We start from the raw sequence: 20,570 nt of genomic DNA, 5'->3' as shown, positions 1-20,570 counted from the left end.
AGAGCCGCCCGAGCGGACCTCCAACCCGTCCGGCGGGACGCTTGACGCCCCCTGCCCTGAGGGTGTCTGTCGGTGCCGGCCATGCCGCAACTCTCGCTCCATACCCCACTCGGGGAACTGACCGTGTCCGAGGAGGACGGCGCCATCGTCGCCCTCGACTGGGGGCGCGGGCGCGACCAGGCGGAGACCCCGCTGCTGAAGCGCGCGCGCGACCAGCTGCAGGACTATTTCGACGGCAAGCGGACCGACTTCGACCTGCCGCTCGCCCCGCACGGGACGGCCTTCCAGCGCAAGGTGTGGGACGCGCTGTGCACCATCCCCGCCGGCGAAACCCGGACCTATGCCGACATCGGCCGCCAGGTCGGCTGCCGCGCGGCGCGGGCGATCGGCCAGGCCAATGGATCGAACCCCATTCCGATCCTGATCCCGTGCCACAGGGTGGTGGGCGCGGGCGGGTCGCTCGGCGGCTATTCGGGAGGCGACGGACCGGCTACCAAGCGGTACCTCCTGGACCTCGAGCGCGCGGCGCCGGGGACCGCAACCCTGTTCACGGCCGGGACCTTGCCGGCCCAGCGACGGACACGTCCTTCATGACCCACGCGATCCGTATCCACGAGACTGGCGGGCCCGAGAAACTCATCTGGGAGTCGGTGTCCCTCCCCGCCCCGAAGGCCGGCGAGGCACTCGTCCGCCACAAGGCCGTCGGGCTCAACTTCATCGACGTCTACTTCCGGACCGGGCTCTACAAGGCCCCCTCGCTGCCCGCGATCATCGGCATGGAGGGCGCGGGCGTCGTCGAGGCGGTCGGCGAAGGCGTGACCGAGGTCGCGGTCGGCGACCGCGTCGCCTACGCCACGGCCCCCATCGGCGCCTATGCGGAAGCGCGCTGCATCACGGCCGATCGCCTCGTGAAGATGCCGGACGGGATTTCGTTCGAGCAGGCGGCGGGCATGATGCTGCAGGGCATGACGGCGGCCTTCCTGATCAGGAAGTGCTACCCGGTGCAGGCGGGCCAGACCGTGCTGGTCCATGCTGCGGCGGGCGGCGTCGGGCTCATCATGTGCCAGTGGCTGAAGCACCTCGGTGCAACGGTGATCGGCGTCGTCAGCACCGAGGAGAAGGCGGCGCTGGCGCGCGCGCATGGCGCGACGCATGCGCTGCTGACCAAGGATGACGTGCCCGCGCGGGTGAAGGAGATCACCGGCGGGGCGATGCTGCCGGTGGTGTTCGACAGCGTCGGCCGGGACAGCTTCAACGTCTCGCTCGATTGCCTCGCCCCCTTCGGGATGATGGTGTCCTACGGCAACGCCTCGGGGCCGGTGGCGATTCCGGATCTCGGCATCCTGGCGGCGAAGGGTTCGCTCTTCGTCACGCGCCCGACGCTCGCGACCTATACGGCGAAGCGCGAGGACCTGATCGGCCGCGCCAATGACCTGTTCGAGGTGGTGGGGTCCGGTGCCGTGAAGATCCGCGTCAACCAGACCTTCGCGCTGAAGGACGCGGCCGACGCGCATCGCGCGCTCGAAGCCCGCCAGACCACCGGCAGCACGGTCCTTCTTCCGTAATCGCGGGGTCCGGGGAGCACGCCTGTTCCCCGGCGGGGGTCCGGGGGCGGCGCCCCCGGGCGCGTAGCCCGACAGCCTGTTCGTTGCTTGTTAGCAATGAACTACGCCAGCCCCAACGCGGTGAACAGTCGTGCCGCCGGCGGCCAGGCCGCGACGACGTCCGCGCGGAACGCCACCAGGGCGAGCCCCGCCACCACCACCGCTGCGACCGACAGGATCCAGGCGCGAACGAGTCCCTCGGGCGGATCGGCGGCATCATCCCCGCTGACGGGGATGGGTTCGGGGACCGCCGGGGCTGCCGGCGGCGTCGCGGGCGGGACCGGCTGCGCTCGCTCTGCGACCGGTGCCGGCGGTTCCGGCGCGCCCCGGTCCGGCAGGCCGAACTCCGTCCTGCACCGCGAACAGCGCAGCTTTCGCGGCCCTCCGGCGAGCAGGTGCTCCGGCACCTCGTACGTCGCGGCGCAGGACGGACAGGCGATACGCATGCATTCCATATCCCACCTTGGTCGCGCCTACGGCAAGGAGCGGTTGAGGCGCAGGCCCGGCACGGGCAAAACATGTCCATGGTCCGATTCAGCCGCGTGGCCCTGGCCTATCCGGATCCGCGCGGGCGCCCCGGAGCGGAGGTGTTGCGCGACATCTCCTTCACGCTCGGTGAAGGCTCCTTCACCTGGATCATCGGGCCGTCGGGCGCGGGGAAGACCTCGGTGCTGCGGCTGATGCACGCGGCGCTGCGGCCGACGGCGGGCGAGGTGGAATTGCTGGGCGTCCCGATCTCCCGCGCGCGGCGATCGGACCTGCCGCCGCTGCGCCGGCGCGTCGGCGTGGTGCACCAGGAATTCCGACTGCTGAACCACCTGTCGGCCTGGGACAACGTCGCCCTGCCGCTGCGCCTGTCGGGTGTCGCGGAATCGACGATCCGCAGCGACGTCGCGGAACTGCTCGACTGGATCGGCCTCGCCGACAAGGCGGAACGCAGGCCCGCGGAGCTCTCGGGCGGGGAGCAGCAGCGACTGACCCTGGCCCGCGCCATCGTCACCCGCCCTGCCCTGCTGGTCGCCGACGAGCCGACCTCGGAGCTCGACGCCCGCCAGGCGCGGCGCACGCTGGCCCTGCTGCTGGAGATGAACCGGCAGGGGACGACGGTCGTGGTGGCGACCCATTCGGAGGACCTGCCGGAGCGCCATCCGTCACGGACGCTGGTGCTCGAGGGCGGGCGGATCGTCGCGGATGGCTGAATCGCGCCGCCGCCTGGCCCGCGACCCGCTCGGCCTGCGCAAGGCGCTGGCGGACCGGCTCCTGATGGGCCTCGTGGCGGCGATGGCGCTGCTGGCGGCGCTGGCGCTGGCGGGGCGGGACGGGGCGGACCGGCTGGCGCAGCGCTGGCGGGAAGGCGCGCAGGCGGCGGTGACGGTGCAGGTGCCGCAGCCCGATGCGGCGCGCATGGCCAAGGCGCTCGCCGTGCTGCGCGACCTGCCGGAGGTCGCGGCCGCGGAGGCGGTCGATCCCGCGCGCATGGCGGAGTTGCTGCGCCCGTGGCTGGGCGGCGCGCACAACGTGCCGTTGCCGGGGGTGATCGAGATCCACCTCGCCGACCTCTCGGCCGATCCGGTGCTGATCGGGGATCGCGTGGCGGCCGAAGTGCCCGGCGCGGTCACCGAAGCGCATGGCGTCTGGGTTGCCCACCTGGTGGCCCTGGCCGGCGCGGTGCAGGGCGTCGCCCTGGCCGTGGTCGCGCTGGTGGCGGGCGTCGCGGCGGCGGTGGTCGGCGTGGCGGTGCGCGCCGGGCTGTCCGCGCGGCGGGATGCCGTGCTCGTGCTGCACGGCCTGGGGGCGACGGATTCCGAGGTCGCGGGCCGGTTCGCCGCCCGGGTGGCCTGGCTGGCGGGGCTCGGCGCCGCGGTCGGCACCGTCGCCGCCGTTCCGGCGCTGGCCGGGCTGGTGCGGATGGCGGGACCGCTCGCCGGCGAGACCTCCTGGACCTCCCTGCCCTGGTTCGACCTGCTGATGCTGCCCTTCGCGGCGGCCGCGGTGGGCTGGCTGACGACGCAGGGCACCGTCCGCCGCTGGCTGAGGCGCCTGCCATGACCGAGGGAACGGCGCTGACCCGCAAGCGGCGCATCGCGGCGCTCGTGCTGCTGCTGCCGGCGCTCGCCTTCATCGCGGGCTTCGTCGTCTTCGTGGTCGGCGTGCTCGACGCCGCCGATCCGCCATCGGGTGAAACCGACGGCATCGTGGTGCTGACCGGCGGCGGCGAGCGCGTGGCGACCGGCTTCCGCCTGCTGGGTGAAGGGCGGGCGCAGCGAATGCTGATCTCGGGCGCGCATCAGGCCTCCGGGCTGTCGGAGATCGCGGCGGCCGCGGGCGTCGATCCGGCGGCGGTGCAGGGGCGCGTGACCGTGGGCCACGCGGCGGCGTCCACGCGCGGCAATGCCGCGGAAACGGCGGCCTGGGCGCGGGCGCAGGAGGTGAAGTCGATCCGCGTCGTCACCGCCGCCTACCACATGCCGCGCGCCATGCTGGAACTGCGCCGCGCCATGCCCGACCGCACGCTCGTGGCGCATCCCGTGGCCACGGGGACGCTGCGGGCGCCCGGATCCTTGTGGCGGCCGGGATCGTGGGCGCTCCTCATCGGCGAGTATGCGCGCTACGTGGCGGCGCAGGCCGGGCTGTCCGGCCTGTTCGTCAATGGTCGGGAGCCCCGCGAGAGTTGATCCTGCTGCGTTCGGCGCTGTTCAACGCGCTCTTCCTGGGGGGCAGCGCGATCGCCGCGATCCTCGCCCTGCCGCTGCTGGCCGCGCCGCCCGCGGCGATGATCGCCTATGTGCGCGCCTGGGCGCGCGCCGTGGTGGCGACGCTGCGCATCGTCTGCGGCATCCGGCTCGAGGTCTCGGGCCGGGAGAACCTGCCGCCCGGCGGCGCGCTGATCGCGGCCAAGCACCAGTCGGCCTTCGACACCGTCGTCTGGCTGATGCTGCTGCCGGCGCCGGTCTACGTGCTGAAGAAGGAATTGCTGTCGATCCCCGTCTGGGGGCTGCTGGCCAGCAAGTGCGGACATGTGCCGGTGGACCGGAAAGGCGGTGCCTCGGCGCTGAAGGCGATGGTGCGGGCGGCGCAGGCGGTGCTGGCGGCGGGCCGGCCGGTGGTGATCTTCCCCGAGGGCACGCGGACCGCGCCCGGGGAACGGGTTCCGTACCAGCCGGGCATCGCGGCGCTGGCCGTCGCCTCGGGGGCCCCGGTGGTGCCGGTGGCCACCGACAGCGGATTGGTCTGGGGCCGGCGGTCGTTCCACAAGCGGCCCGGGACCATCCATGTCGCGATCCTGCCGCCGCTGCCGAAGGGGCTGCCGCGACCCGCGCTGATGGCCGCGCTGGAACAGGCGATCGAAGGCGAAAGCGACCGCTTGGCACGTCTTCCCCAGGCGTGTGGATAAGTCTGGGGAAGAGGAGTCCGGAGCAATTCAGCCACCCCCTCAGATTCACCACCCAAGACGTTGAAAGGTCATGATTCTGCACCGGGAGTCCGGCGGTGTGGATAAGGGGATGAAAATCGGTCCCCCCGCGGTTCGCGGTCAGGTCGCGGGCAGCAGTTCCGCGATGCGATCGAGGCCGGCGTCGCGCACGCCCATCTCCCGCAGGTGGCGCAGCGTGTTCAGCAGGTAGTCGCGGTTGGCGCCCATCTGGCCATGCCCGGCGGCGATCGCCGCCGCGGCGCGTTCGGGCGAGAGACGGCCGACATACAGCCGGCAACCGCGGTTCGCGACATAGGCGACCGCGCGGACCATCCGCCCGGAATCCAGCAGCCGCAGCGGCAGCAGGCGGCGGTGGTAGACGACCTCGGCCCCGTCGGGCAGCTCGCGGTCGTCGAGATAGGCGAGCACCTCGGCCGCCTCGGCCGCCGCGACGCGGAAGGCGAGGCCCCTGCAGGCTCCGCCGCGATCCAGCCCGAGCACCAGGCCGGGCTGCTGGGGCGTCCCGCGATAGCGGTGCGACCACAGGCAGAAGCGTCGGTGGAACCCGCGCAGCAGCGCCGGATGCGCGGCCGCATGGGTGAAGCCCGGCCGCCAGATCAGCGAGCCATAGCCGAAGACATAGAGGTGGCCGTCGGCGTCGAGGACGTCGCGCAGCGCGGCCTGGTCGTGATGCATGTCGAAGCCCGCGCCCGGCCGGCGGACCGGCGGCATCGCGGCGCGGCGGGCGCGGCGCTATACCTCTGTGCGTGACCCCCGCCAAGCCGAAGCCCGCCCCGCCCCGCCGCCGGCGGCGCATCCTGTCCACCCTGGTCGTTCTGCTGCTGTTGCTGGCCGGCGCCCATGGCCTCGCCTGGTGGCGCGTCACGGGTATGATGGCGGCGGGCTTCGCCGACTGGACGGCCCTGCGCCGGGCCGAGGGCTGGACGGTGGAGCATGATCCGCCGCGCCCGGCGGGCTGGCCGCTGGCCGCCGAGCTCGTGGTGCCGAACCTGCGGGTGGAAGCGCGCGGGCGCGGCTTCGCCGAGGCGGTCGGCCATGATTCGGAGCGGCTGGTGCTGCGCGTCGGGCCGCGGCGGCTCGATCGCCTGGCGCTGCGCTGGGAGGGACAGCAGGTGCTGCGCCTGGGCGCCGTCGCGGTGCCGGTCGCGGCGCGGCGGCTCGAGGCCGAGGTGCCGCTCGAGCCGATGCCGCCGCTGCGGCCTGTCGAGGTGCTGGCGGAGGACCTGACGGCCGCGACCCCAGCCGGCCTGCTGCAGGCCCGTCAGGCGCGGCTGCTGCTGAGTCCCGCATGGTCCGGCGCCGAGCCCGCGCTGCTGGCGGAGCTGCGGGCCGACGGGGTACGGATGCCGGCCGGTGCCGTGGCCCCGGCCGTTGCCGCCGCCTTGGGGCAGGAGGTGGAGTCGGTCGGCATCGTCGCCGCACTGACCGGACCTTCGCCCATGCCGCCTTCGGCCCAACGGGCGCGCGCATGGCGGGATGCGGGCGGCCAGCTCGACGTCCGGTCGATGGCGCTCCGGTGGGGCCCGGTCGCGAGCGAGGCGAATGTCCGGCTTTCGCTGGACGCCGCGCTGCAGCCGCAGGGTTCGGGTCAGGTCCGCGTCATCGGTGCCCCGGCCGCGATCCAGGCACTCGAGGGGGCCGGGCTGCTGCCCCGCGCCACGGCCCGGGCGGCGCAGGGGGTCGTGGCGCTGCTGACGCGCGTGCCGCCGGGCGGCGGACCGCCGCAGGTCGAATTGCCCATTGCGCTCACGGAGGGGCGCTTAAGTATTGCGCGCATTGTTGTCGCAACAATTCCACCTCTGGTTTGGCCGTAAGTTGCGCCGCGTCAAGACCCAAGCGCGCCGGATTGCGTGAAAACCGCGTGTGCCGCAGCACGACCACTTAACGGTACGTGATGAAAAGGCCCTCGATCAGCCCATTCCCGCGAAGGTCGCGTGAAATCGACGTCAATGCTGGTGGGCGCCGCGTGATGGCTCTGTCGGCCTGCGCAAACGCAGCGTTAGATAGTCGAGCGTTCACCCCGGCGTGAAGGTCTGGTCCCGCCGGGCGGGATGCAACGAGAGACAGTCATGGATCACGCAGTTCTGTACCCGGAGCAGGATCACGAAGGCACGGATCGGAGTGCCATCCTGATGATGCTCGCCTATGTCGAGGCGGAATGCATGCGCATCGGTTCGCATGATGCGGCGCGACATGCGGCGCAGGCAGCGACGCTGGTGCAGATGACCAAGACCTCGGAGTGCTCGACCAAGGCCGGCGTGGTGCGCTGCCAGCCGTTCCACTGAGCAGCGGCGCCTACCCCGCGCGCCGGAGCAGGAAGAGCGCCTGCTCCCCGAACAGGTTCGCCAGGCGCAGCGAACGCCTCCAGGGCGCCTTCAGGCCGCGCTCATCCACCGCCAGCCAGCGTTCCACCCCATAGCCCTCGAGCGCGCAGAGCGCGGTGAAGTCGAGGATGGTGCAGGGGTGGATGTTGGGCGTCTCGTACCAGGGGCGGTTCCAGGTCTCGGTGTCCGGCATCCGCCCGTTCACCAGCAGCCGCCAGCGCAGCTGCCAATGGCCGAAATTCGGGAAGGAGACGATGGCGTGCCGCCCGATGCGCAGCATCTGGCGCAGCACCTCCCGCGGGCGTTCCACCGCCTGGAGGGTGCGGGAGAGCACGACGTAGTCGAAGCCCCCATCCGGATAGAAGGCGAGGTCGTTGTCGGCGTCGCCATGGATGACCGCGAGGCCGGAGGAGACCGCCTTGGTCACCTCGGCCATGTCGATCTCGATCCCCCGCGCATCGGCCTGCTTCTCGCGCGTCAGGTGCTCGATCAGCGCGCCGTCGCCGCAGCCGATGTCGAGGACCTTGGCGCCATGGGGGATCATCTCCGCGATCAGGCGGAGGTCGAGGCGCATGTTCTTGGCGACGTAGCGGATGTCGGCGGGAGCTTCGGGCATGGGGCGGTGTCTCGGTGCGCTGAAGCCGTAGGCGGATGGTACTGGTAAGGCAAGGCGATTGCCGCGTTCAGGGTGTCGGGAGGGATCGCGCATGGCGATGTTGGCACGCACCGATCGTCACGGTTCCTGGCCGTGAGCCGGAGCATCATCTGGTGGTCCGGCATCGTCGGGTGCTGCGCGATAACGTGGTGGGGCGTCTTCGTGGCGCCCCTGCCTCGGCCGAATGGCTTCCTGATCATTCCCTGGGCCTTCGGCATGATGACGCTTCCCTATCTCGTTTCCTGGAGCGTCCTTGCGGCCCCGACCCTGGCTGCCGGCTTGGGCTCCGCGCTGTGGCTGTCGTCAGTCCTGGCCGGCGTCAGCCTTGCGATCTTTGCGCTCGCCTTCGTCGCGGGGCTGACCCTGATCCTCAGCGGGTTCACCCTTGTCGCCGTTCCCGTTGCCGCCGCGCTGTTCGGCAACATCGTCTCCAGGGAGCATGAACGGATCCAAATGGGCGGCGACGCCGATGCCTGGCGGCGGATCCATCGCCGCGGATTTCTGATTGCCGGGTGGGGCGTGCCGGGCATTTGGGTCCTGTCCACTGTCCTCCTCGTCGCTACGGCGCCCCATCCCGCGCCGCCGCCGAGTGCGTGGGACCGCTTCTCCTCCCTTGGCCCAGGCTGGATTCTTGTCGCGCTGAGCCTTGCCGGCGCCGTGCCGGGGTTTGGCTGGCATGCATGGGCGAGTCTTCGGCAGTTGTGCCGGGAGCACCGGGCTTCGCCGTCCCGTTGGCAGGCCGCCCTCGTCATCCTCGGGCCCTACGTCCTTGTGGCTGCGGCTTCCGCCAGCCAGGGAGAACTGCGGGACGCTCTCGCCTGGCCGGTGTCGGCGGTCGAGAGGAACCTGACGAGACCGGTACCGGCAGGGGTTTCCGGCACGAGGGACTGATCCTTGCCAGCCGCAGCTCGGCCCGGACGGTCCCGGATTGCGGCAAACCCTTCAGGAATGGGCGGCGGGTTTGCAGGGCGGCCCTGAAAGCCGGTTTGGCACCTTCCGCGCGCAGCGGCGCCGCGGCGCGATCAGACCCCTGCGGTTTCCGCCGCCCCGCGCAGGAACCCCCCCAGCGCCGCATGGAACTCCGGTTCCTCCAACAGGAAGGCGTCGTGCCCCTTGTCGGACGCGATCTCGACGAAGGACACGCTCGCGCCCGCCATGTTCAGCGCGCGCACCACGTTGCGGCTCTCGGAGGTCGGGAACAGCCAGTCGCTGCTGAAACTCGCCAGGAAGAAGCGCGTCGCCGTGCCGCGGAAGCGAGAAGTCGCGCCAACCTGAGGCACTCCGGACGAGCCCTAAACGCTGCCTGCGTGAAGCCCTTGCTGCTCCGCCGCGCGCTCCCTCTCCTCAGAGCGACATTGCCATTCGTCTTCGCGCAACTGCCACCAACTGACCCGTGCGTGCCAAGCGAAACCTATCGAGAGGACTGCGCCGAGGACCGTGAAGCGCAGGATCTGCGACGGCCAGTGCTGCGCGTCGATGCCGCCGATCAGCATCGCCGCTGCCAATCCCGCACCCGCCGCGGCACCTCCTCTGCGATGGATCCATCGCCAATCCTCGGAGAGTCGCGGCGCGACCTCCCGATGCAGTGCTCCAGCCACCTGTCCGAACAGGGCACCACAGACCAGAAAGGCCGGCAGACCAAGAATGCCACCCGAGAAGATGCCCGCTACGAGTCCCGCCGAGGCAAGGCCCGCATTGGTCAATGCCAGAGCAAGCAGCGCGATGCCTGCCTCGCGCGCGGAGGCGACGGTCAGCACCGCCCAGGCGAAGGCGTAAGGCAGCGGGGCGAACCAACTCCAGATCCAGAGCCGCAGGGGATCCGGACTGGCCGGAGTGAAAAGCAGCAGCGCAAGCCAGACAAGCCAAGCGAACCATGACAGTCCAAAGAGGCCAGCCGCATACCGTCGCCCATCCGGTGCGGCCGCGATGCCGCAGCGCAGTTCCCCTGCCGCGGCAGCGTCGTCAGACGCCAGCTTTCTCTGCCGCTCCACGCAGGAACCCCCCCAACGCCGCATGGAACTCCGGTTCCTCCAGCAGGAAGGCGTCGTGCCCCTTGTCGGACGCGATCTCGACGAAGGACACGCTCGCGCCCGCCATGTTCAGCGCCCGCACCACGTTGCGGCTCTCCGAGGTCGGGAACAGCCAGTCGCTGCTGAAGGACGCCAGGAAGAAGCGCGTCGCCGTGCCGCGGAAGGCGGCCGACAGGTCGCCCTCATGCTCGGAGGCGAGGTCGAAGAAGTCCATCGCCCGCGTGATGGTCAGGTAGGAATTCGCATCGAAGCGGCGGACGAAGGTGCTGCCCTGGTGGCGCAGGTAGCTCTCCACCTCGAACACGTCCTCGAGGAAGGTCAGCGCCGAGGCGCCGCGCAGTCGCCGGCCGAACTTCCGGGTCAGCGCCTGTTCGGACAGGTAGGTGATGTGCGCGACCATCCGCGCGACCGCGAGGCCGCGCGCCGGGATGCGCCCGTCCTCCCAGTAGCGGCCGCCCTTCCAGTCGGGGTCGCCATGGATCGCCTGCCGGCCGACCTCGTGGAAGGCGATGTTCTGCGCCGAATGATGCGCGGCGCAGGCGATCGGCGCGGCGGCGAGGACGGCGTCCGGGTAGGTCGCCGCCCATTCCAGCACCTGCATCCCGCCCATCGACCCGCCGATCACGGCGAGCCATCGCGCGATGCCCATGTGGTCCATCAGCCGCTTCTGGGCGCGGACCATGTCGCGGATCGTCACCTGCGGGAAATCGGTGCCCCAGGGGCGGCCAAGCCCCCGGCCCTCCGCGTCCGTCATCTCCGACCGCGGGCCGGAGGAGCCCATGCAGCCGCCCAGCACGTTCACGCAGACCAGGAAGTAGCGGTCGGTGTCGAGCGGCTTGCCCGGGCCGACGATGCTCTCCCACCAGCCGGGCTTGCCGGTGACGGGGTGGGGCTCGGCCAGATACTGGTCGCCGGTCAGCGCATGGCAGACCAGCACCGCGTTCGTCCTCGCCGCGTTCAGCGTGCCGTAGGTGCGGTAGGCGACGGTCAGCGGGACGATCACGGCGCCGCAATCCAGCGGCAGGCCGTCGGCGAAGACGGCGTGCTGGTGCTCGACCTCCGGCAGGGGGGCGATCGCCTGGGACATGGGGGGCGATCCTTAGGGCCGGCGGGCCGCCGCCGCAACGGGCGGGACGCTTGGCGCGCCGGGCCGCGCCGTCTATTGCATCCTTCCCCATGCCCGACAGTTCCCCGCCCGCTCCTGCCGAGGCCGAGATCGCCGCTTTGCGCGCCGAGATCGACGCGCTCGACGACGCCATGCACGACCTGCTGATGCGGCGTGCGGCGGTGGTCGCGCGGATGGCCGGCAGCCGCGCCAAGGGCAACACCACGCCGCTCCGCGCCGGGCGGGAAGCGGCGGTGCTGCGCCGTCTGCTCGCGCGCCACGCGGGGCCGCTCGCGCGGGCCCGCATCGTGCGGATCTGGCGCGAGATCTTCATGGCGAACACGGCGATCCAGGGCGGGTTTTCCGCCGCCGTCTTCGCCCCCGGCCCGCAATCGGGCCATACCCGCCTGGCGCGGGAGCATTTCGGGCCGCTGACGCCGATCCGCGTGCACCCGACGCCGGCACGGGCCTTGGCCGCGATGACCGGCGGCGAGGCCTCGGTCGCCGTCCTGCCGGCACCGGTGGACGGCGAACCCGCGGAGGATGCCTGGTGGGCGCGGCTCGACGCGCCGCGGCTGCAGGTGGTCGCGCGGCTGCCCTTCCTGGCCGGGCCGGCCGCGGATCCCGGCGCGCTGGTGGTCGCCCCGGTCGCCCCCGACCCCTGCGGGGAGGACCGCAGCCTCCTGATGGTCGAGGCCGAGGCCGGCGCGCAGCGGTCGCGCATCGCCCAGGCCCTCGCCGGCGCCGGCTTCGCCGCGACCTCGCTGATCCTGTCGCGCGCGCCGGCGGCAACGCTCGCGCTCGCCGAGGTCGAAGGTTTCCTGCGCGCGGAGGACCCGCGCCTCGCGTCGTTGCCCTGGGCGCGGCGCATCATCCTCGGCGCCTATGCCGCGCCGGTTCCCGGAGACGCACCATGACCGTGATGCCCCGCCCTTCGATCCTGGCGGTCGAGCCCTATGTCGGCGGCGAGTCCAAGATCCCGGGCGTGAACCGGATCATCAAGCTGTCGTCGAACGAGGGCGCCTTCGGCCCCCCGCCCGGCGCGGTGGAGGCGATCCGTGCCATGGCGGCCGAGGCGCATCGCTACCCCGACGGCAACGGCAAGGCGATCCGCGAGGCGATCGGCGCGCGCTTCGGGCTCGATCCCGCGCGGATCGTGGTCGGCAACGGGTCCGACGAGCTGCTCGCGCTGCTGATCCTCGCCTATGGCGGCGAGGGCACCGAGCTGGTGATGAGCGCGCACGGCTTCATGATGTACGACATCACCGGGCGCTGGGCCGGCTGCCGCATCATCAAGGTGCCGGAGAAGAACCTGACCGCCGACGTGGACGGGATGCTCGCCGCGGTGGGGCCGCGCACGCGGCTGATGTTCCTCGCCAACCCGAACAACCCGACCGGGTCCATCCTGCCGCAATCCGAGGTGGAGCGGCTGCGCGCGGGGCTGCGTGACGACGTGCTGCTGGTGCTCGACAGCGCCTATGCCGAATACGTCACGCGGCCGGACTACGACGCGGGCGCGAAGCTGGTGGATGCCTCGGGCACCACGGTGATGACGCGCACCTTCTCGAAGATCTTCGGCATGGGCGGGATGCGGCTCGGCTGGGCCTATGCGCCGGCGCCGATCGTCGACGTGCTGGGGCGCGTGCGCGGGCCGTTCAACGTGAATGCCGCGGCGATGGCCGCGGGCGTGGCGGCGCTGGCCGAGAAGGGCTGGGTCGAGCAGTCGGTCGCGCACAACACCGAATGGCGCGCGAAGGTCGCCGCCGCGCTGACCGCCGCGGGCATCAAGGTCTGGCCGAGCGAGGGCAACTTCGTGCTCGCCGATTTCGGCACCGCGGCGAAGGCGAAGGCGGCGGACGAGGCCATGAAGCAGCGCGGCCTGATCGCGCGCGCCATGGGCGGCTACGGCCTGCCGCACTGCCTGCGCATCACCATCGGCACCGCCGAGGAATGCACCATGGTGGTCGACGCGCTGACGGCCTTCATGCATGGCTGAGCCCGTCTTCAACCGGCTCTGCCTGGTCGGCATCGGGCTGATCGGGTCGTCCATCGCGCGGGTGGCGAAGAAGCGCGGGGACATCGCGCGCACGGTGGTCGCGACGACGCGGCGGGCGGAGACGCTGGCGCGCGTGCGCGAGCTCGGCATCGTCGACGTGGTCGAGGACGACCTGGGCAAGGCCGTCGAGGGCTGCGACTGCGTCGTGCTCTGCGTGCCGGTCGGCGCCTATGCCGGGGTGATGGCGCGGATCGCGCCGCACCTGGCACCGGGCTGCGTGCTGACGGATGTGGGATCGACCAAGGGCAGCGTCGTGCGCGACCTGTCGCCGCTGGTGCCGCCGGGCGTCCAGCTGGTGCCGGCGCACCCGATGGCGGGCACCGAGTATTCCGGCCCCGATGCCGGCTTCGCCGAGCTGTTCGAGGGCCGCTACTGCATCCTGACCCCGCTGCCGGACAGCGACCCGGCGGCGGTCGAGAAGGTGCGCGAGATGTGGCGCCGCTGCGGCTCGATGATCGAGGCGCTGGACCCGGCGACGCATGACAAGATCGTCGCGGTGGTCTCCCACCTGCCGCACCTGATCGCCTTCACGATCTGCGGCACGGCCGACGACCTCGCGGAGGAGACGAAGGAGGCGGTCCTGAAGTTCGCCGCCTCCGGCTTCCGCGACTTCACGCGTATCGCGGCGTCGGACATCGACATGTGGCGCGACATCTTCCTCAACAACCGCGAGGCGCTGCTCGAGATGCTGGCGCGGTTCAGCGAGGATGCGCACGCCCTGGGCCGCGCGGTACGCTACGGCCAGGCGGAGTTCATCGAGGACCGCATCCGGCGCGGCCGGAAGATCCGGCACGAGCTGATCGAGCGGAAGCAGGCCTAGGCCGCGCGCCTCAGAACCGGAAGGACACGCTCAGCGAGCCGTACTGCTGCATGCCGCCGCGCTGGCCATAGAATTCCTCGGTGCGCCAGACCTGGGTGTAGGCGATGCGCACGCCGCGCCAGATGACGGCCACGCCGGCCTGCAGATCGGCCACCAGCGGCCTGGAGTTCACGCTGCGGCTGTCCGTCCAGGTGTTGCCGTCGAGGAAGATGTCGCGCGCCACCGCGCGGCCTTCGGCCCCGCCGAAGACATACCAGCCGAAATCGTCGCCCTGCGGCTGGAAGAAGGCGCTGCCGGCGAGCGCCGGGCGGATCCGCGGCGGGCCGAAGTCGGCGGCGAGGTTGCGCCCGACGCGCAGGATGGCGCCGGCGGCCGCATAGGTCTGCAGGTTGCCGACGCTGCCGCTCACGGCCGGCAGCAATTCGAGGCCCAGCTCTTCGTCCCCGGCCAGTGGCACGCGCCACTTGCGTTCCAGGATCAGGGCCGCCACTGGCTCGTCCGAGAGCTGATAGGACCAGCCACGGGCCGGCGCATCGCCGATGAGGGAATGGAAGCCGTTCTGCACGAACTTCCCGCCCGCGGAGGGCCCGACGATGCCGGCCTGGATCTCGAGCACCGACAGGCTGGTCGCCGTGACGCGCGACAGCGACAATGCGCCGTACAGATAGCCCGCATAGGGCCGGTCCGTCGGGTCGGGGTTGGTGAGCTCGGTGTTCTCGGGCGTGAAGATCGACTGCCCGACCGCGATGCCCCAGCGGAGCTCGCCCGGACCCTGGAGAAAATCCAGCTGCCGGTTCAACCAGGCGAGCGGCGCAGGAAGATCCGCCGACGGCGACCGCCACGCGATCTGCAGGCCGTTGGTGTAGTAGCGGTCCGTGCCGCCGAGCACGTCGTTCTCGATGCCGAAGCTGAGGGTCCCGGCCGGGTCCGGTGGCGGCGGCGCTACCGTCCCGGGGGCTTGCGCGGCCGCGCCGCCGGCCGCGACCGCGGCGGCGAGAAGCAACGCGGGCGGGACCGCCAGCCATCGGGTTCGAAAGCAGGTGTGCATTGCGACAGCGTCTCCCCGGCGCGGCGCGGGCTGCGCCTCCATCGCCGAAAACGCATGAAGCCGGCCCGGGTTGCGTCGGTCCTACCGAGGTGAGGCGACCGTGATCGCGTCCACCCATTCCTCCAGCGCCTTCCGGAGCTTGGCCGCCCGACGCTTGCCGATCCGGTCCGCCACCCGGGCTTCCGCCTCGGCGCTGAGGTCCAGCAGGGCGTCGAGAACGCGTTCGCCCCTGACCGTGAGCCTGACGATGCGTGCCCGCCCGTCATTCGGGTCGGGTGCGCTGCGCAGGTGCCCCGCTTCCTCCAGCCCATCGACCAGGTACGCCATCGATTGCTTCGTCATGCCCGCCCGTTCGGCGAGCGCGGTCAGCCGCGCACCGTCCGGGCCGATGTGGCGGAAGACGGCCGAATGGGCGGGGCGGATCTCCGGGAAGCCGCGGGCGGCGAGGCCGCCATAGACCTCGCGCTGCAGGGCCTCGTAGGGCAGGCGGAGCAGGGCACCGAGAGTGCGGCGGCGCTCGGTCACGGGGCGGTTGTCCATGGGCGTAGTTGACAGTTCGTCAGATAATCTGTCTAGTGATCGTCAGAAAGACTGACGAAAGACCTGAGCCATGGACCCGATTGCCCGCAACCTCGCGGTCGTGGACGCCCATATCCGCGACGAGGCGCGCGATCCCGCCGCGGTGATGGACCTCTACACGGACGACATCGTGCTCGAGATGCCGACGCGGAACCTGACCCTGACGGGCAAGGTGGCGATCGAGGCGAACTACCGCGCCATGTTCGGATCCATGGTCGAGGTCGAGATCATTCCCGGCACCCGCTTCGCGACCGTGGATCACGTGGTGGACGACTGCACTGCCCGCTTCCGCCTGACCGGGAACGGCGTCGTGAACGCGCCGCTGCCGGTCGGCAGCCGGGTCGAATTGCGGCTGATGCACCTCTTTGCGATGCGCGACGGGCGCATCGCGAGGGAGACGGTCTACGAGGGCTGGCGCCGGCTCGACTAGCCGCCAGGCACCATCGCGGCCGAGAGCGCGCCGACCGGACCGCCTTCGGCCAGGCGCAGGATGGCGTCGCGCAGGCGGGTGGCCTGGGCGGCGCCGAAGACCGGCTCGACATTGCCGCGGAACTTGCCCTCGAGCTCGGCGTCGCTCAGCGGATTGCCGGGGTCGCCCTTCGGCAGCATCACCGTTTCCTGGAAGGACTGGCCATCCTCCATGGTGATCGTCACCCGGGCGGGGAAGTTCGCCGGGTAGAGCGTGTTCAGCTGCGGGTCGGCGATGACCTCGGTGCGATCGAGCACGCGGCGGATCAGCGGATCATGGATCCGCGCCGCGGCGAACTGCGCCTGGGTCAACACCCCGTCCACCGCCGCCGCGGCGATGCAGTAGGGCACGGAGACGCGCGCGGCCATGACCGTCGCCGCCTCCTTCGCCGAGAAGTGCGACAGGACGGTGTTGTAGGTTTCGTTGGTGATGCGGGCGATGCGCGCGGGGTCGGGACGGTGCTTCGCCACGATGGCCAGCGTCGCCTGGATCGGTGAATGGCTCGCAAGGATCGAGGGGAAGAACTTGAAGCCGTTGTTCAGGATCTCCCAGGTCGACCCGAGCCCCGCCGTCAGTGCGGCCGCCTTCGGTTCCAGCGAATAGGCCGCGAGATAGCCCTTCGGGTGTTCGAGGATACCGGGCGGCGAGGTCATGCCGAGGGCCGCGAGCTGCGCCGAGAGCACGCCGTTCATCGCGGCCTTGCCGGGATGCAGGCTCTTCGTCATGTCGCCGGATTCGAAGAAGGTGTTGAGCCCCGCCGCCTGCGTGCCGGCGAGGCCGAGCGCGCGCTGCGCGCCATCCGCGTCGAGGCCGATGGCATTCGCCGCGCTCGCCGCGCCGCCGAAGGTGCCGTTGGTCGCGGTGGAATGCCAGAAGCGGTAATGAGTCGGCATCACCGCCATGCCGACGCGCACCGCGACCTCATAGCCCGCGACGACCGCGGCAAGCAGGCGGGGTCCGCTGAGGCCGCGCGCCTCGGCCAGCGCGAGGGCGGCCGGCACCACGCAGGACCCGACATGCAGCAGCGCGACCTTGTGCGTGTCGTCGTTGTCGGCGGCGTTGACCAGGATGCCGTTGGCGAGCGCGGCGAAGGCCGGCTGCGCGGCAATGCCGCGCGCCCCGATCACGCCGGCGCCGGGGCAGGCCGGGTACATCGCGGCGATCTCGCGCGCGATGCGGGACTTCTCGGCATCCTCGGTCCAGGCAGCGACGGCGCAGCCCACGGCGTCGAGCACCACGCGCGCCGCCTGCGCCGCCACCTCCTTGGGCAGGCTCCCGGGATGCAATCCGGCGACGAACTCCGCGAGCGCGCGCGTGGCCATGGGACTTCCTCCGGTGTCGTTGCTGCGAAGCGTGATCTGGCCATGCGCGCCGCGCAACCCCGCCTCGGTTGACGAGCCCGCACGCGCGCGGCGAGCATCCACCGAACGGAGGAACGCCATGACCGCGACCAGCACCGTCCTCATCGCCGGCGCCAGCGGCGCCGCCGCGACGCGCGTGCTGGAACGCGCCTCGGCGGCGCCGGACCTTGCCGTGGTCGGCCTGTCGCGCAACCGGCCCGAGGGTGCGGCGGATTGGATCACCGCGGATCTGACCGATCCGCCTGGACTGGTCGCCGCACTCGCCGAACGTCCGGATATCACCCACATCGTGTATGCGTCGCGCGCCCCGCATGGGGAAAGCGGCGTGGAGGACGTGCCGGCGAATGTCGCGATGCTGCGCAACCTCCTCGATGCGGCGGAGGCGTCGCTGCCGCGCATCGCGCACATTCATCTGATCCATGGCGGCAAGTGGTACGGGCTGCATATCGGGCCCTTCCGCACGCCGGCGCGGGAGGACGACCCGCGGCACATGCCGCCGAACTTCTATTACGACCAGCAGGACCTGGTCGCGGCCCGCCAGGTGGGCAAGGCATGGACCTGGTCGGCGAGCCGGCCGAACTTCGTGCTCGACGTCGCGCCGGGCCGCGCGCGGAACATGGTCTCGACGCTCGGCGCCTATGCGGCGATCTGCCGGGAGCTGGGCGTGCCCTTCGACTTCCCGGGCAAGGCGGGCGTGTGGGAGAAGCTGCACGAGGTGACGGATGCGACGCTGCTCGCCGACGGCATCCTGTGGATGCTGCGCGAGCCGCGCTGCGCCAACCGCGCCTTCAACGTCACGAACGGCGACGCCTTCCGCTGGTGCGACCTGTGGCCATACCTCGCGGATCTGTTCGGCCTGCCCTGCGGCCGGCCGCGGCTCATGCGCATGGCGCATTGGATGGCGGACAAGGGGCCGGTGTGGGAAGCGATCCGCGCGCGGCACGGCCTGGCGCTGCCCATCGCGCAGGTCGCGTCGTGGGAATTCGCGGACTTCTTCCTGAACATGGACTACGACGTGATTGCGTCCATGACGGCGGCGCGCGCGGCGGGCTTCACCGGCTTCGTCGATTCCTGGGCGATGTTCGCCGCCCAGGTGGAAGGCTACCGCGCGGCGCGCATCCTGCCGCCGCGCTAGAAGCCGTAGAGCGCGGCGGGATTGTCCACCAGCACCCGCTGCCGCTCCTTCGCTCCCGGCGCCCATTCGCCAAACCGGTCGAGCAGCATCCCGTCCTCCGGCATCCAGTCGGTGAGCGAGGGATGCGGCCAGTCGGTGCCCCACAGGCAGCGGTCCGGCGCCGCATCCAGCAGCGCACGCGCGAACGGCGCGACGTCGTGGAAGGGCGGGCCCGAGGAGGAGATGCGGTAGCCGCACAGCTTCACCCAGGCGCGCCCGCTGTCCATCAGCCGCAGCAGCGCCTGGAAGCCGGCCCCGTTCAGGCCATCCGCCGTGCGCACGCCGCCCATGTGGTCGATCACCACCTCGACCGGCAGGGCCGCGAGGCGCGGGCCGAGCTCGGCAAGCGATTCCCCGGTCGCGTAGATCTGGATGTGCCAGCCCAACGGCGCAACGCGGCGCGCCAGCGCGTCGAGCTGCTCGATCGGCGCCCCGTTGCCCGAGACGGTGTTGAAGCGCACCCCACGCGTTCCCTTGGCGTGCATCTCCCGCAGCGCGGCGTCGTCCACGCTGTCGTCCACCACCGCGACGACGCGCGCGCGGTCGAGGCCGAAGCGCGCCGCGGCATCCAGCGTGCAGGCATTGTCGGTGCCATAGACGGATGGCTGCACCACCACCATGCGCCCGATGCCGAGCGCTTCCGCCACCCGCAGATAAGCCGGGATCAGCGCCGCCGCCGGGTCGTAGTGCCGCCCGGGGTCGAGCGGGAAGCGGTCATAGGGGCCGAAGATGTGGAAATGGCAGTCGCAGGACAGCGGCGGCGCGCGCCAGGACGGCGCCGGCGTCACATCGAGCGGCGGAAGGCAGGGCGTCATCACGCCGCCCCCGTCAGCTCGCGCCGCACGATCGCGGCCCCTTCGACCATCGCGCGCATCTTGCCGTCCGCGACCTCCCGCGAGAGGTACTTCATGCCGCAATCGGGGGCGACGATGACGCGCTCCGGATTCACATGCGGCAGCGCTCGGCGGATGCGCGCGGCGACCGTCTCGGGCGATTCCACGCGCTGGTCGTTGAGGTCGATGACGCCGAGGATGATGGTCTGGTCCGGCAGGCCCTTCAGCACCGAGGTGTCGAGGTTCGCCTGCGCCGTCTCGATCGAGATCTGGCGCACCTTGCAGCGGCAGAGCTCGGGCAGGAAGGAATAGCCGTTCGGCCGGTTGTGCTGGTGGGCGGCATAGCCGAAGCAGATGTGCAGCGCCGTCGTGCCGGTGATGCCCTCCAGCGCGCGGTTCACCGCCTCGAGCCCATACTCGCGCGCCTTCTCCGGGCGCGCCTGCATGTAGGGCTCGTCGACCTGGACGAAGTCGGCGCCGGCGGCGAACAGGTCCCGGATCTCCTCGTTCACCGCGGCCGCGTAGTCGAGCGCCATCTCGGCCTCATGCCTGTAGAAGTCGTTCTGCGCCTGCTGAGCCATGGTGAAGGGGCCGGGCACGGTGATCTTGATCATCCGGTCGGTGTTGGCGCGCAGGAAGGCGACGTCACGCGCCTCCACCGCATGACGACGCCGGATGCGGCCGGTCACGCGCGGCACCGGATTCGGCTTGCCGGTGCGGTCCATCGCGCTGCCGGGATTGTCGAGATCCACGCCGTCGAGCGCGGTGGCGAAGCGGTTGGAATAGGATTCGCGACGCATCTCGCCATCGGTGATGATGTCGAGCCCGGCGCGTTCCTGCGCGCGGATGGCGAGCAGCGTCGCATCGTCCTGCGCCGCTTCCAGCCGCTCGGGCGCGATGCGCCACAATTCCGTCGCGCGCACCCGCGGCGGCAGCCGGCTGTCGAGGCGCGACCGGTCGATCAGCCAATCCGGCTGCGGATAGGAGCCGACCAGCGAGGTCGGCAGCAGCGTGTTCACCATGGCGTCATTCTCCCTGGCGCGAGCCTATCGTCGCGCCCTGCGCGCGGCCAGTGGCCC

24 protein-coding genes and 1 pseudogene are annotated in these 20,570 nt (G+C 71.4%); 14 read left to right on the top strand and 11 right to left on the bottom strand.

All coding sequences use genetic code 11. From position 1 onward, the window contains the following. The first annotated feature begins 81 nt into the window (after positions 1-81). Both GWK16_RS06760 and GWK16_RS06755 read left to right on the top strand, forming a co-directional pair. Positions 82-594, top strand: coding sequence for a methylated-DNA--[protein]-cysteine S-methyltransferase (locus GWK16_RS06760; RefSeq protein ID WP_170053187.1), 513 nt, complete (start codon positions 82-84; stop codon positions 592-594). Then, positions 591-1,565, top strand: a complete 975-nt coding sequence (locus tag GWK16_RS06755) for a quinone oxidoreductase family protein (protein WP_170053186.1) — start codon at positions 591-593, stop codon at positions 1,563-1,565. The genes GWK16_RS06760 and GWK16_RS06755 overlap by 4 nt, the downstream gene beginning before the upstream one ends. 101 nt (positions 1,566-1,666) lie before the next feature. Here GWK16_RS06755 and GWK16_RS06750 read toward each other — a convergent pair whose 3' ends face one another. Then, positions 1,667-2,050, bottom strand: coding sequence for a zinc-ribbon domain-containing protein (locus GWK16_RS06750; RefSeq protein ID WP_170053185.1), 384 nt, complete (start codon positions 2,048-2,050; stop codon positions 1,667-1,669). A 78-nt stretch (positions 2,051-2,128) separates the two neighbouring features. Between GWK16_RS06750 and GWK16_RS06745 the strand changes: the two genes are divergently transcribed. Genes GWK16_RS06745 through GWK16_RS06730 form a run of 4 tightly spaced genes read left to right on the top strand, consistent with a single transcriptional unit; the run spans position 2,129 to position 4,998 of the window. Then, positions 2,129-2,803: a cell division ATP-binding protein FtsE gene (locus tag GWK16_RS06745; protein WP_170053184.1), complete on the top strand. Its 675-nt coding sequence runs from the start codon at positions 2,129-2,131 to the stop codon at positions 2,801-2,803. Then, positions 2,796-3,653: a cell division protein FtsX gene (locus GWK16_RS06740; protein WP_170053183.1), complete on the top strand. Its 858-nt coding sequence runs from the start codon at positions 2,796-2,798 to the stop codon at positions 3,651-3,653. Before GWK16_RS06745 ends, GWK16_RS06740 begins: the two co-directional genes overlap by 8 nt. Then, on the top strand, positions 3,650-4,279 hold the full coding sequence (locus tag GWK16_RS06735) for a YdcF family protein (protein ID WP_248291203.1): 630 nt from the start codon (positions 3,650-3,652) through the stop codon (positions 4,277-4,279). Before GWK16_RS06740 ends, GWK16_RS06735 begins: the two co-directional genes overlap by 4 nt. Beyond that, entirely contained in the window at positions 4,276-4,998 is a 723-nt protein-coding gene (locus GWK16_RS06730; RefSeq protein WP_170053182.1) for a lysophospholipid acyltransferase family protein, read from the top strand. The genes GWK16_RS06735 and GWK16_RS06730 overlap by 4 nt, the downstream gene beginning before the upstream one ends. Before the next feature lie 138 nt (positions 4,999-5,136). Here GWK16_RS06730 and GWK16_RS06725 read toward each other — a convergent pair whose 3' ends face one another. Further along, a complete protein-coding gene (locus GWK16_RS06725; RefSeq protein WP_211187175.1) occupies positions 5,137-5,748 on the bottom strand; it encodes a gamma-glutamylcyclotransferase in 612 nt (203 codons plus the stop codon). Positions 5,749-5,783: 35 nt separating this feature from the next. On the opposite strand from GWK16_RS06725, the gene GWK16_RS06720 reads away from it, so the two are divergent. Beyond that, positions 5,784-6,851 carry a DUF2125 domain-containing protein gene (locus tag GWK16_RS06720; protein ID WP_170053181.1) on the top strand — a complete coding sequence of 356 codons (1,068 nt, stop codon included), beginning with the start codon at positions 5,784-5,786 and terminating at the stop codon, positions 6,849-6,851. Positions 6,852-7,106: 255 nt separating this feature from the next. Next, positions 7,107-7,322: a hypothetical protein gene (locus tag GWK16_RS06715; RefSeq protein ID WP_170053180.1), complete on the top strand. Its 216-nt coding sequence runs from the start codon at positions 7,107-7,109 to the stop codon at positions 7,320-7,322. Positions 7,323-7,332: 10 nt separating this feature from the next. Here GWK16_RS06715 and metW read toward each other — a convergent pair whose 3' ends face one another. Next, positions 7,333-7,935, bottom strand: a complete 603-nt coding sequence (metW, locus tag GWK16_RS06710; RefSeq protein ID WP_170053779.1) for a methionine biosynthesis protein MetW — start codon at positions 7,933-7,935, stop codon at positions 7,333-7,335. Between the two features lie 174 nt (positions 7,936-8,109). Here metW and GWK16_RS06705 point away from each other — a divergent pair, with 174 nt between their 5' ends. Further along, positions 8,110-8,907 (top strand): hypothetical protein, encoded by a 798-nt coding sequence (locus tag GWK16_RS06705; protein WP_170053179.1) that lies wholly within the window; start codon positions 8,110-8,112, stop codon positions 8,905-8,907. A gap of 131 nt (positions 8,908-9,038) precedes the next feature. Here GWK16_RS06705 and metX (GWK16_RS06700) read toward each other — a convergent pair. The 3 genes and pseudogenes from metX (GWK16_RS06700) to metX (GWK16_RS06690) all read right to left on the bottom strand — a co-directional run. Continuing rightward, a pseudogene (metX, locus tag GWK16_RS06700) lies at positions 9,039-9,278 on the bottom strand (homoserine O-acetyltransferase); the annotation flags it as partial. A gap of 30 nt (positions 9,279-9,308) precedes the next feature. Then, entirely contained in the window at positions 9,309-10,007 is a 699-nt protein-coding gene (locus GWK16_RS06695) for a hypothetical protein (protein ID WP_170053178.1), read from the bottom strand. Next, the gene (gene metX / locus GWK16_RS06690) at positions 9,979-11,133 is read right to left on the bottom strand and encodes a homoserine O-acetyltransferase MetX (RefSeq protein ID WP_170053177.1); all 1,155 of its coding nucleotides are present in this window, start codon (positions 11,131-11,133) and stop codon (positions 9,979-9,981) included. The genes GWK16_RS06695 and metX (GWK16_RS06690) overlap by 29 nt, the downstream gene beginning before the upstream one ends. A gap of 89 nt (positions 11,134-11,222) precedes the next feature. Here metX (GWK16_RS06690) and GWK16_RS06685 point away from each other — a divergent pair, with 89 nt between their 5' ends. From GWK16_RS06685 to GWK16_RS06675, 3 genes are read left to right on the top strand one after another with little or no spacing between them, the layout of a single operon-like run. Then, a complete protein-coding gene (locus tag GWK16_RS06685) occupies positions 11,223-12,068 on the top strand; it encodes a chorismate mutase (RefSeq protein WP_170053176.1) in 846 nt (281 codons plus the stop codon). Beyond that, a complete protein-coding gene (hisC, locus tag GWK16_RS06680) occupies positions 12,065-13,147 on the top strand; it encodes a histidinol-phosphate transaminase (protein WP_170053175.1) in 1,083 nt (360 codons plus the stop codon). Before GWK16_RS06685 ends, hisC begins: the two co-directional genes overlap by 4 nt. Next, positions 13,140-14,027 carry a prephenate/arogenate dehydrogenase family protein gene (locus tag GWK16_RS06675; protein WP_170053174.1) on the top strand — a complete coding sequence of 296 codons (888 nt, stop codon included), beginning with the start codon at positions 13,140-13,142 and terminating at the stop codon, positions 14,025-14,027. Before hisC ends, GWK16_RS06675 begins: the two co-directional genes overlap by 8 nt. Positions 14,028-14,037: 10 nt before the next feature. On the opposite strand, the gene GWK16_RS06670 is transcribed toward GWK16_RS06675, so the two are convergent. Together GWK16_RS06670 and GWK16_RS06665 are read right to left on the bottom strand one after the other, a co-directional pair. Beyond that, positions 14,038-15,030: a lipid A deacylase LpxR family protein gene (locus GWK16_RS06670; RefSeq protein ID WP_248291202.1), complete on the bottom strand. Its 993-nt coding sequence runs from the start codon at positions 15,028-15,030 to the stop codon at positions 14,038-14,040. Positions 15,031-15,156: 126 nt separating this feature from the next. After that, positions 15,157-15,600 (bottom strand): MarR family winged helix-turn-helix transcriptional regulator, encoded by a 444-nt coding sequence (locus GWK16_RS06665; RefSeq protein ID WP_211187173.1) that lies wholly within the window; start codon positions 15,598-15,600, stop codon positions 15,157-15,159. 85 nt (positions 15,601-15,685) lie between these two features. Here GWK16_RS06665 and GWK16_RS06660 point away from each other — a divergent pair, with 85 nt between their 5' ends. Next, the gene (locus GWK16_RS06660) at positions 15,686-16,084 is read left to right on the top strand and encodes a nuclear transport factor 2 family protein (RefSeq protein ID WP_170053171.1); all 399 of its coding nucleotides are present in this window, start codon (positions 15,686-15,688) and stop codon (positions 16,082-16,084) included. Here GWK16_RS06660 and GWK16_RS06655 read toward each other — a convergent pair. After that, on the bottom strand, positions 16,081-17,445 hold the full coding sequence (locus GWK16_RS06655) for an MmgE/PrpD family protein (protein WP_170053170.1): 1,365 nt from the start codon (positions 17,443-17,445) through the stop codon (positions 16,081-16,083). The two genes, GWK16_RS06660 and GWK16_RS06655, sit on opposite strands and share 4 nt — an antisense overlap. Positions 17,446-17,563: 118 nt before the next feature. Here GWK16_RS06655 and GWK16_RS06650 point away from each other — a divergent pair, with 118 nt between their 5' ends. After that, a complete protein-coding gene (locus GWK16_RS06650; protein ID WP_170053169.1) occupies positions 17,564-18,619 on the top strand; it encodes an SDR family oxidoreductase in 1,056 nt (351 codons plus the stop codon). Here the strand turns inward: GWK16_RS06650 and GWK16_RS06645 are convergent. Both GWK16_RS06645 and GWK16_RS06640 read right to left on the bottom strand, forming a co-directional pair. After that, on the bottom strand, positions 18,616-19,473 hold the full coding sequence (locus tag GWK16_RS06645; RefSeq protein WP_170053168.1) for an amidohydrolase family protein: 858 nt from the start codon (positions 19,471-19,473) through the stop codon (positions 18,616-18,618). The genes GWK16_RS06650 and GWK16_RS06645 overlap by 4 nt on opposite strands. Then, positions 19,473-20,513, bottom strand: a complete 1,041-nt coding sequence (locus GWK16_RS06640) for a 5-methyltetrahydropteroyltriglutamate--homocysteine methyltransferase (protein ID WP_170053167.1) — start codon at positions 20,511-20,513, stop codon at positions 19,473-19,475. Before GWK16_RS06640 ends, GWK16_RS06645 begins: the two co-directional genes overlap by 1 nt. Between the last annotated feature and the right edge of the window lie 57 nt (positions 20,514-20,570).

Origin of the sequence: Neoroseomonas marina, from assembly GCF_012927745.1 — a bacterium.
GTDB classification, from domain to species: Bacteria; Pseudomonadota; Alphaproteobacteria; order Acetobacterales; family Acetobacteraceae; genus Neoroseomonas; species Neoroseomonas marina.
Note: the sequence above shows the minus strand (reverse complement) of the source record. Positions and strands in the feature narration are given on the sequence as shown.

Coding starts and splice junctions, on each gene's coding strand:
- GWK16_RS06755 (WP_170053186.1), top strand. CDS start 591: ATGACCCACGCGATCCGTATCCACGAGACTGGCGGGCCCGAGAAACTC.
- GWK16_RS06750 (WP_170053185.1), bottom strand. CDS start 2,050: ATGCGTATCGCCTGTCCGTCCTGCGCCGCGACGTACGAGGTGCCGGAG.
- GWK16_RS06735 (WP_248291203.1), top strand. CDS start 3,650: ATGACCGAGGGAACGGCGCTGACCCGCAAGCGGCGCATCGCGGCGCTC.
- GWK16_RS06745 (WP_170053184.1), top strand. CDS start 2,129: ATGGTCCGATTCAGCCGCGTGGCCCTGGCCTATCCGGATCCGCGCGGG.
- GWK16_RS06660 (WP_170053171.1), top strand. CDS start 15,686: ATGGACCCGATTGCCCGCAACCTCGCGGTCGTGGACGCCCATATCCGC.
- metX (WP_170053177.1), bottom strand. CDS start 11,133: ATGTCCCAGGCGATCGCCCCCCTGCCGGAGGTCGAGCACCAGCACGCC.
- GWK16_RS06715 (WP_170053180.1), top strand. CDS start 7,107: ATGGATCACGCAGTTCTGTACCCGGAGCAGGATCACGAAGGCACGGAT.
- GWK16_RS06645 (WP_170053168.1), bottom strand. CDS start 19,473: ATGACGCCCTGCCTTCCGCCGCTCGATGTGACGCCGGCGCCGTCCTGG.
- GWK16_RS06675 (WP_170053174.1), top strand. CDS start 13,140: ATGGCTGAGCCCGTCTTCAACCGGCTCTGCCTGGTCGGCATCGGGCTG.
- hisC (WP_170053175.1), top strand. CDS start 12,065: ATGACCGTGATGCCCCGCCCTTCGATCCTGGCGGTCGAGCCCTATGTC.
- GWK16_RS06760 (WP_170053187.1), top strand. CDS start 82: ATGCCGCAACTCTCGCTCCATACCCCACTCGGGGAACTGACCGTGTCC.
- GWK16_RS06655 (WP_170053170.1), bottom strand. CDS start 17,445: ATGGCCACGCGCGCGCTCGCGGAGTTCGTCGCCGGATTGCATCCCGGG.
- GWK16_RS06640 (WP_170053167.1), bottom strand. CDS start 20,513: ATGGTGAACACGCTGCTGCCGACCTCGCTGGTCGGCTCCTATCCGCAG.
- GWK16_RS06740 (WP_170053183.1), top strand. CDS start 2,796: ATGGCTGAATCGCGCCGCCGCCTGGCCCGCGACCCGCTCGGCCTGCGC.
- GWK16_RS06725 (WP_211187175.1), bottom strand. CDS start 5,748: ATGCCGCCGGTCCGCCGGCCGGGCGCGGGCTTCGACATGCATCACGAC.
- GWK16_RS06685 (WP_170053176.1), top strand. CDS start 11,223: ATGCCCGACAGTTCCCCGCCCGCTCCTGCCGAGGCCGAGATCGCCGCT.
- GWK16_RS06650 (WP_170053169.1), top strand. CDS start 17,564: ATGACCGCGACCAGCACCGTCCTCATCGCCGGCGCCAGCGGCGCCGCC.
- metW (WP_170053779.1), bottom strand. CDS start 7,935: ATGCGCCTCGACCTCCGCCTGATCGCGGAGATGATCCCCCATGGCGCC.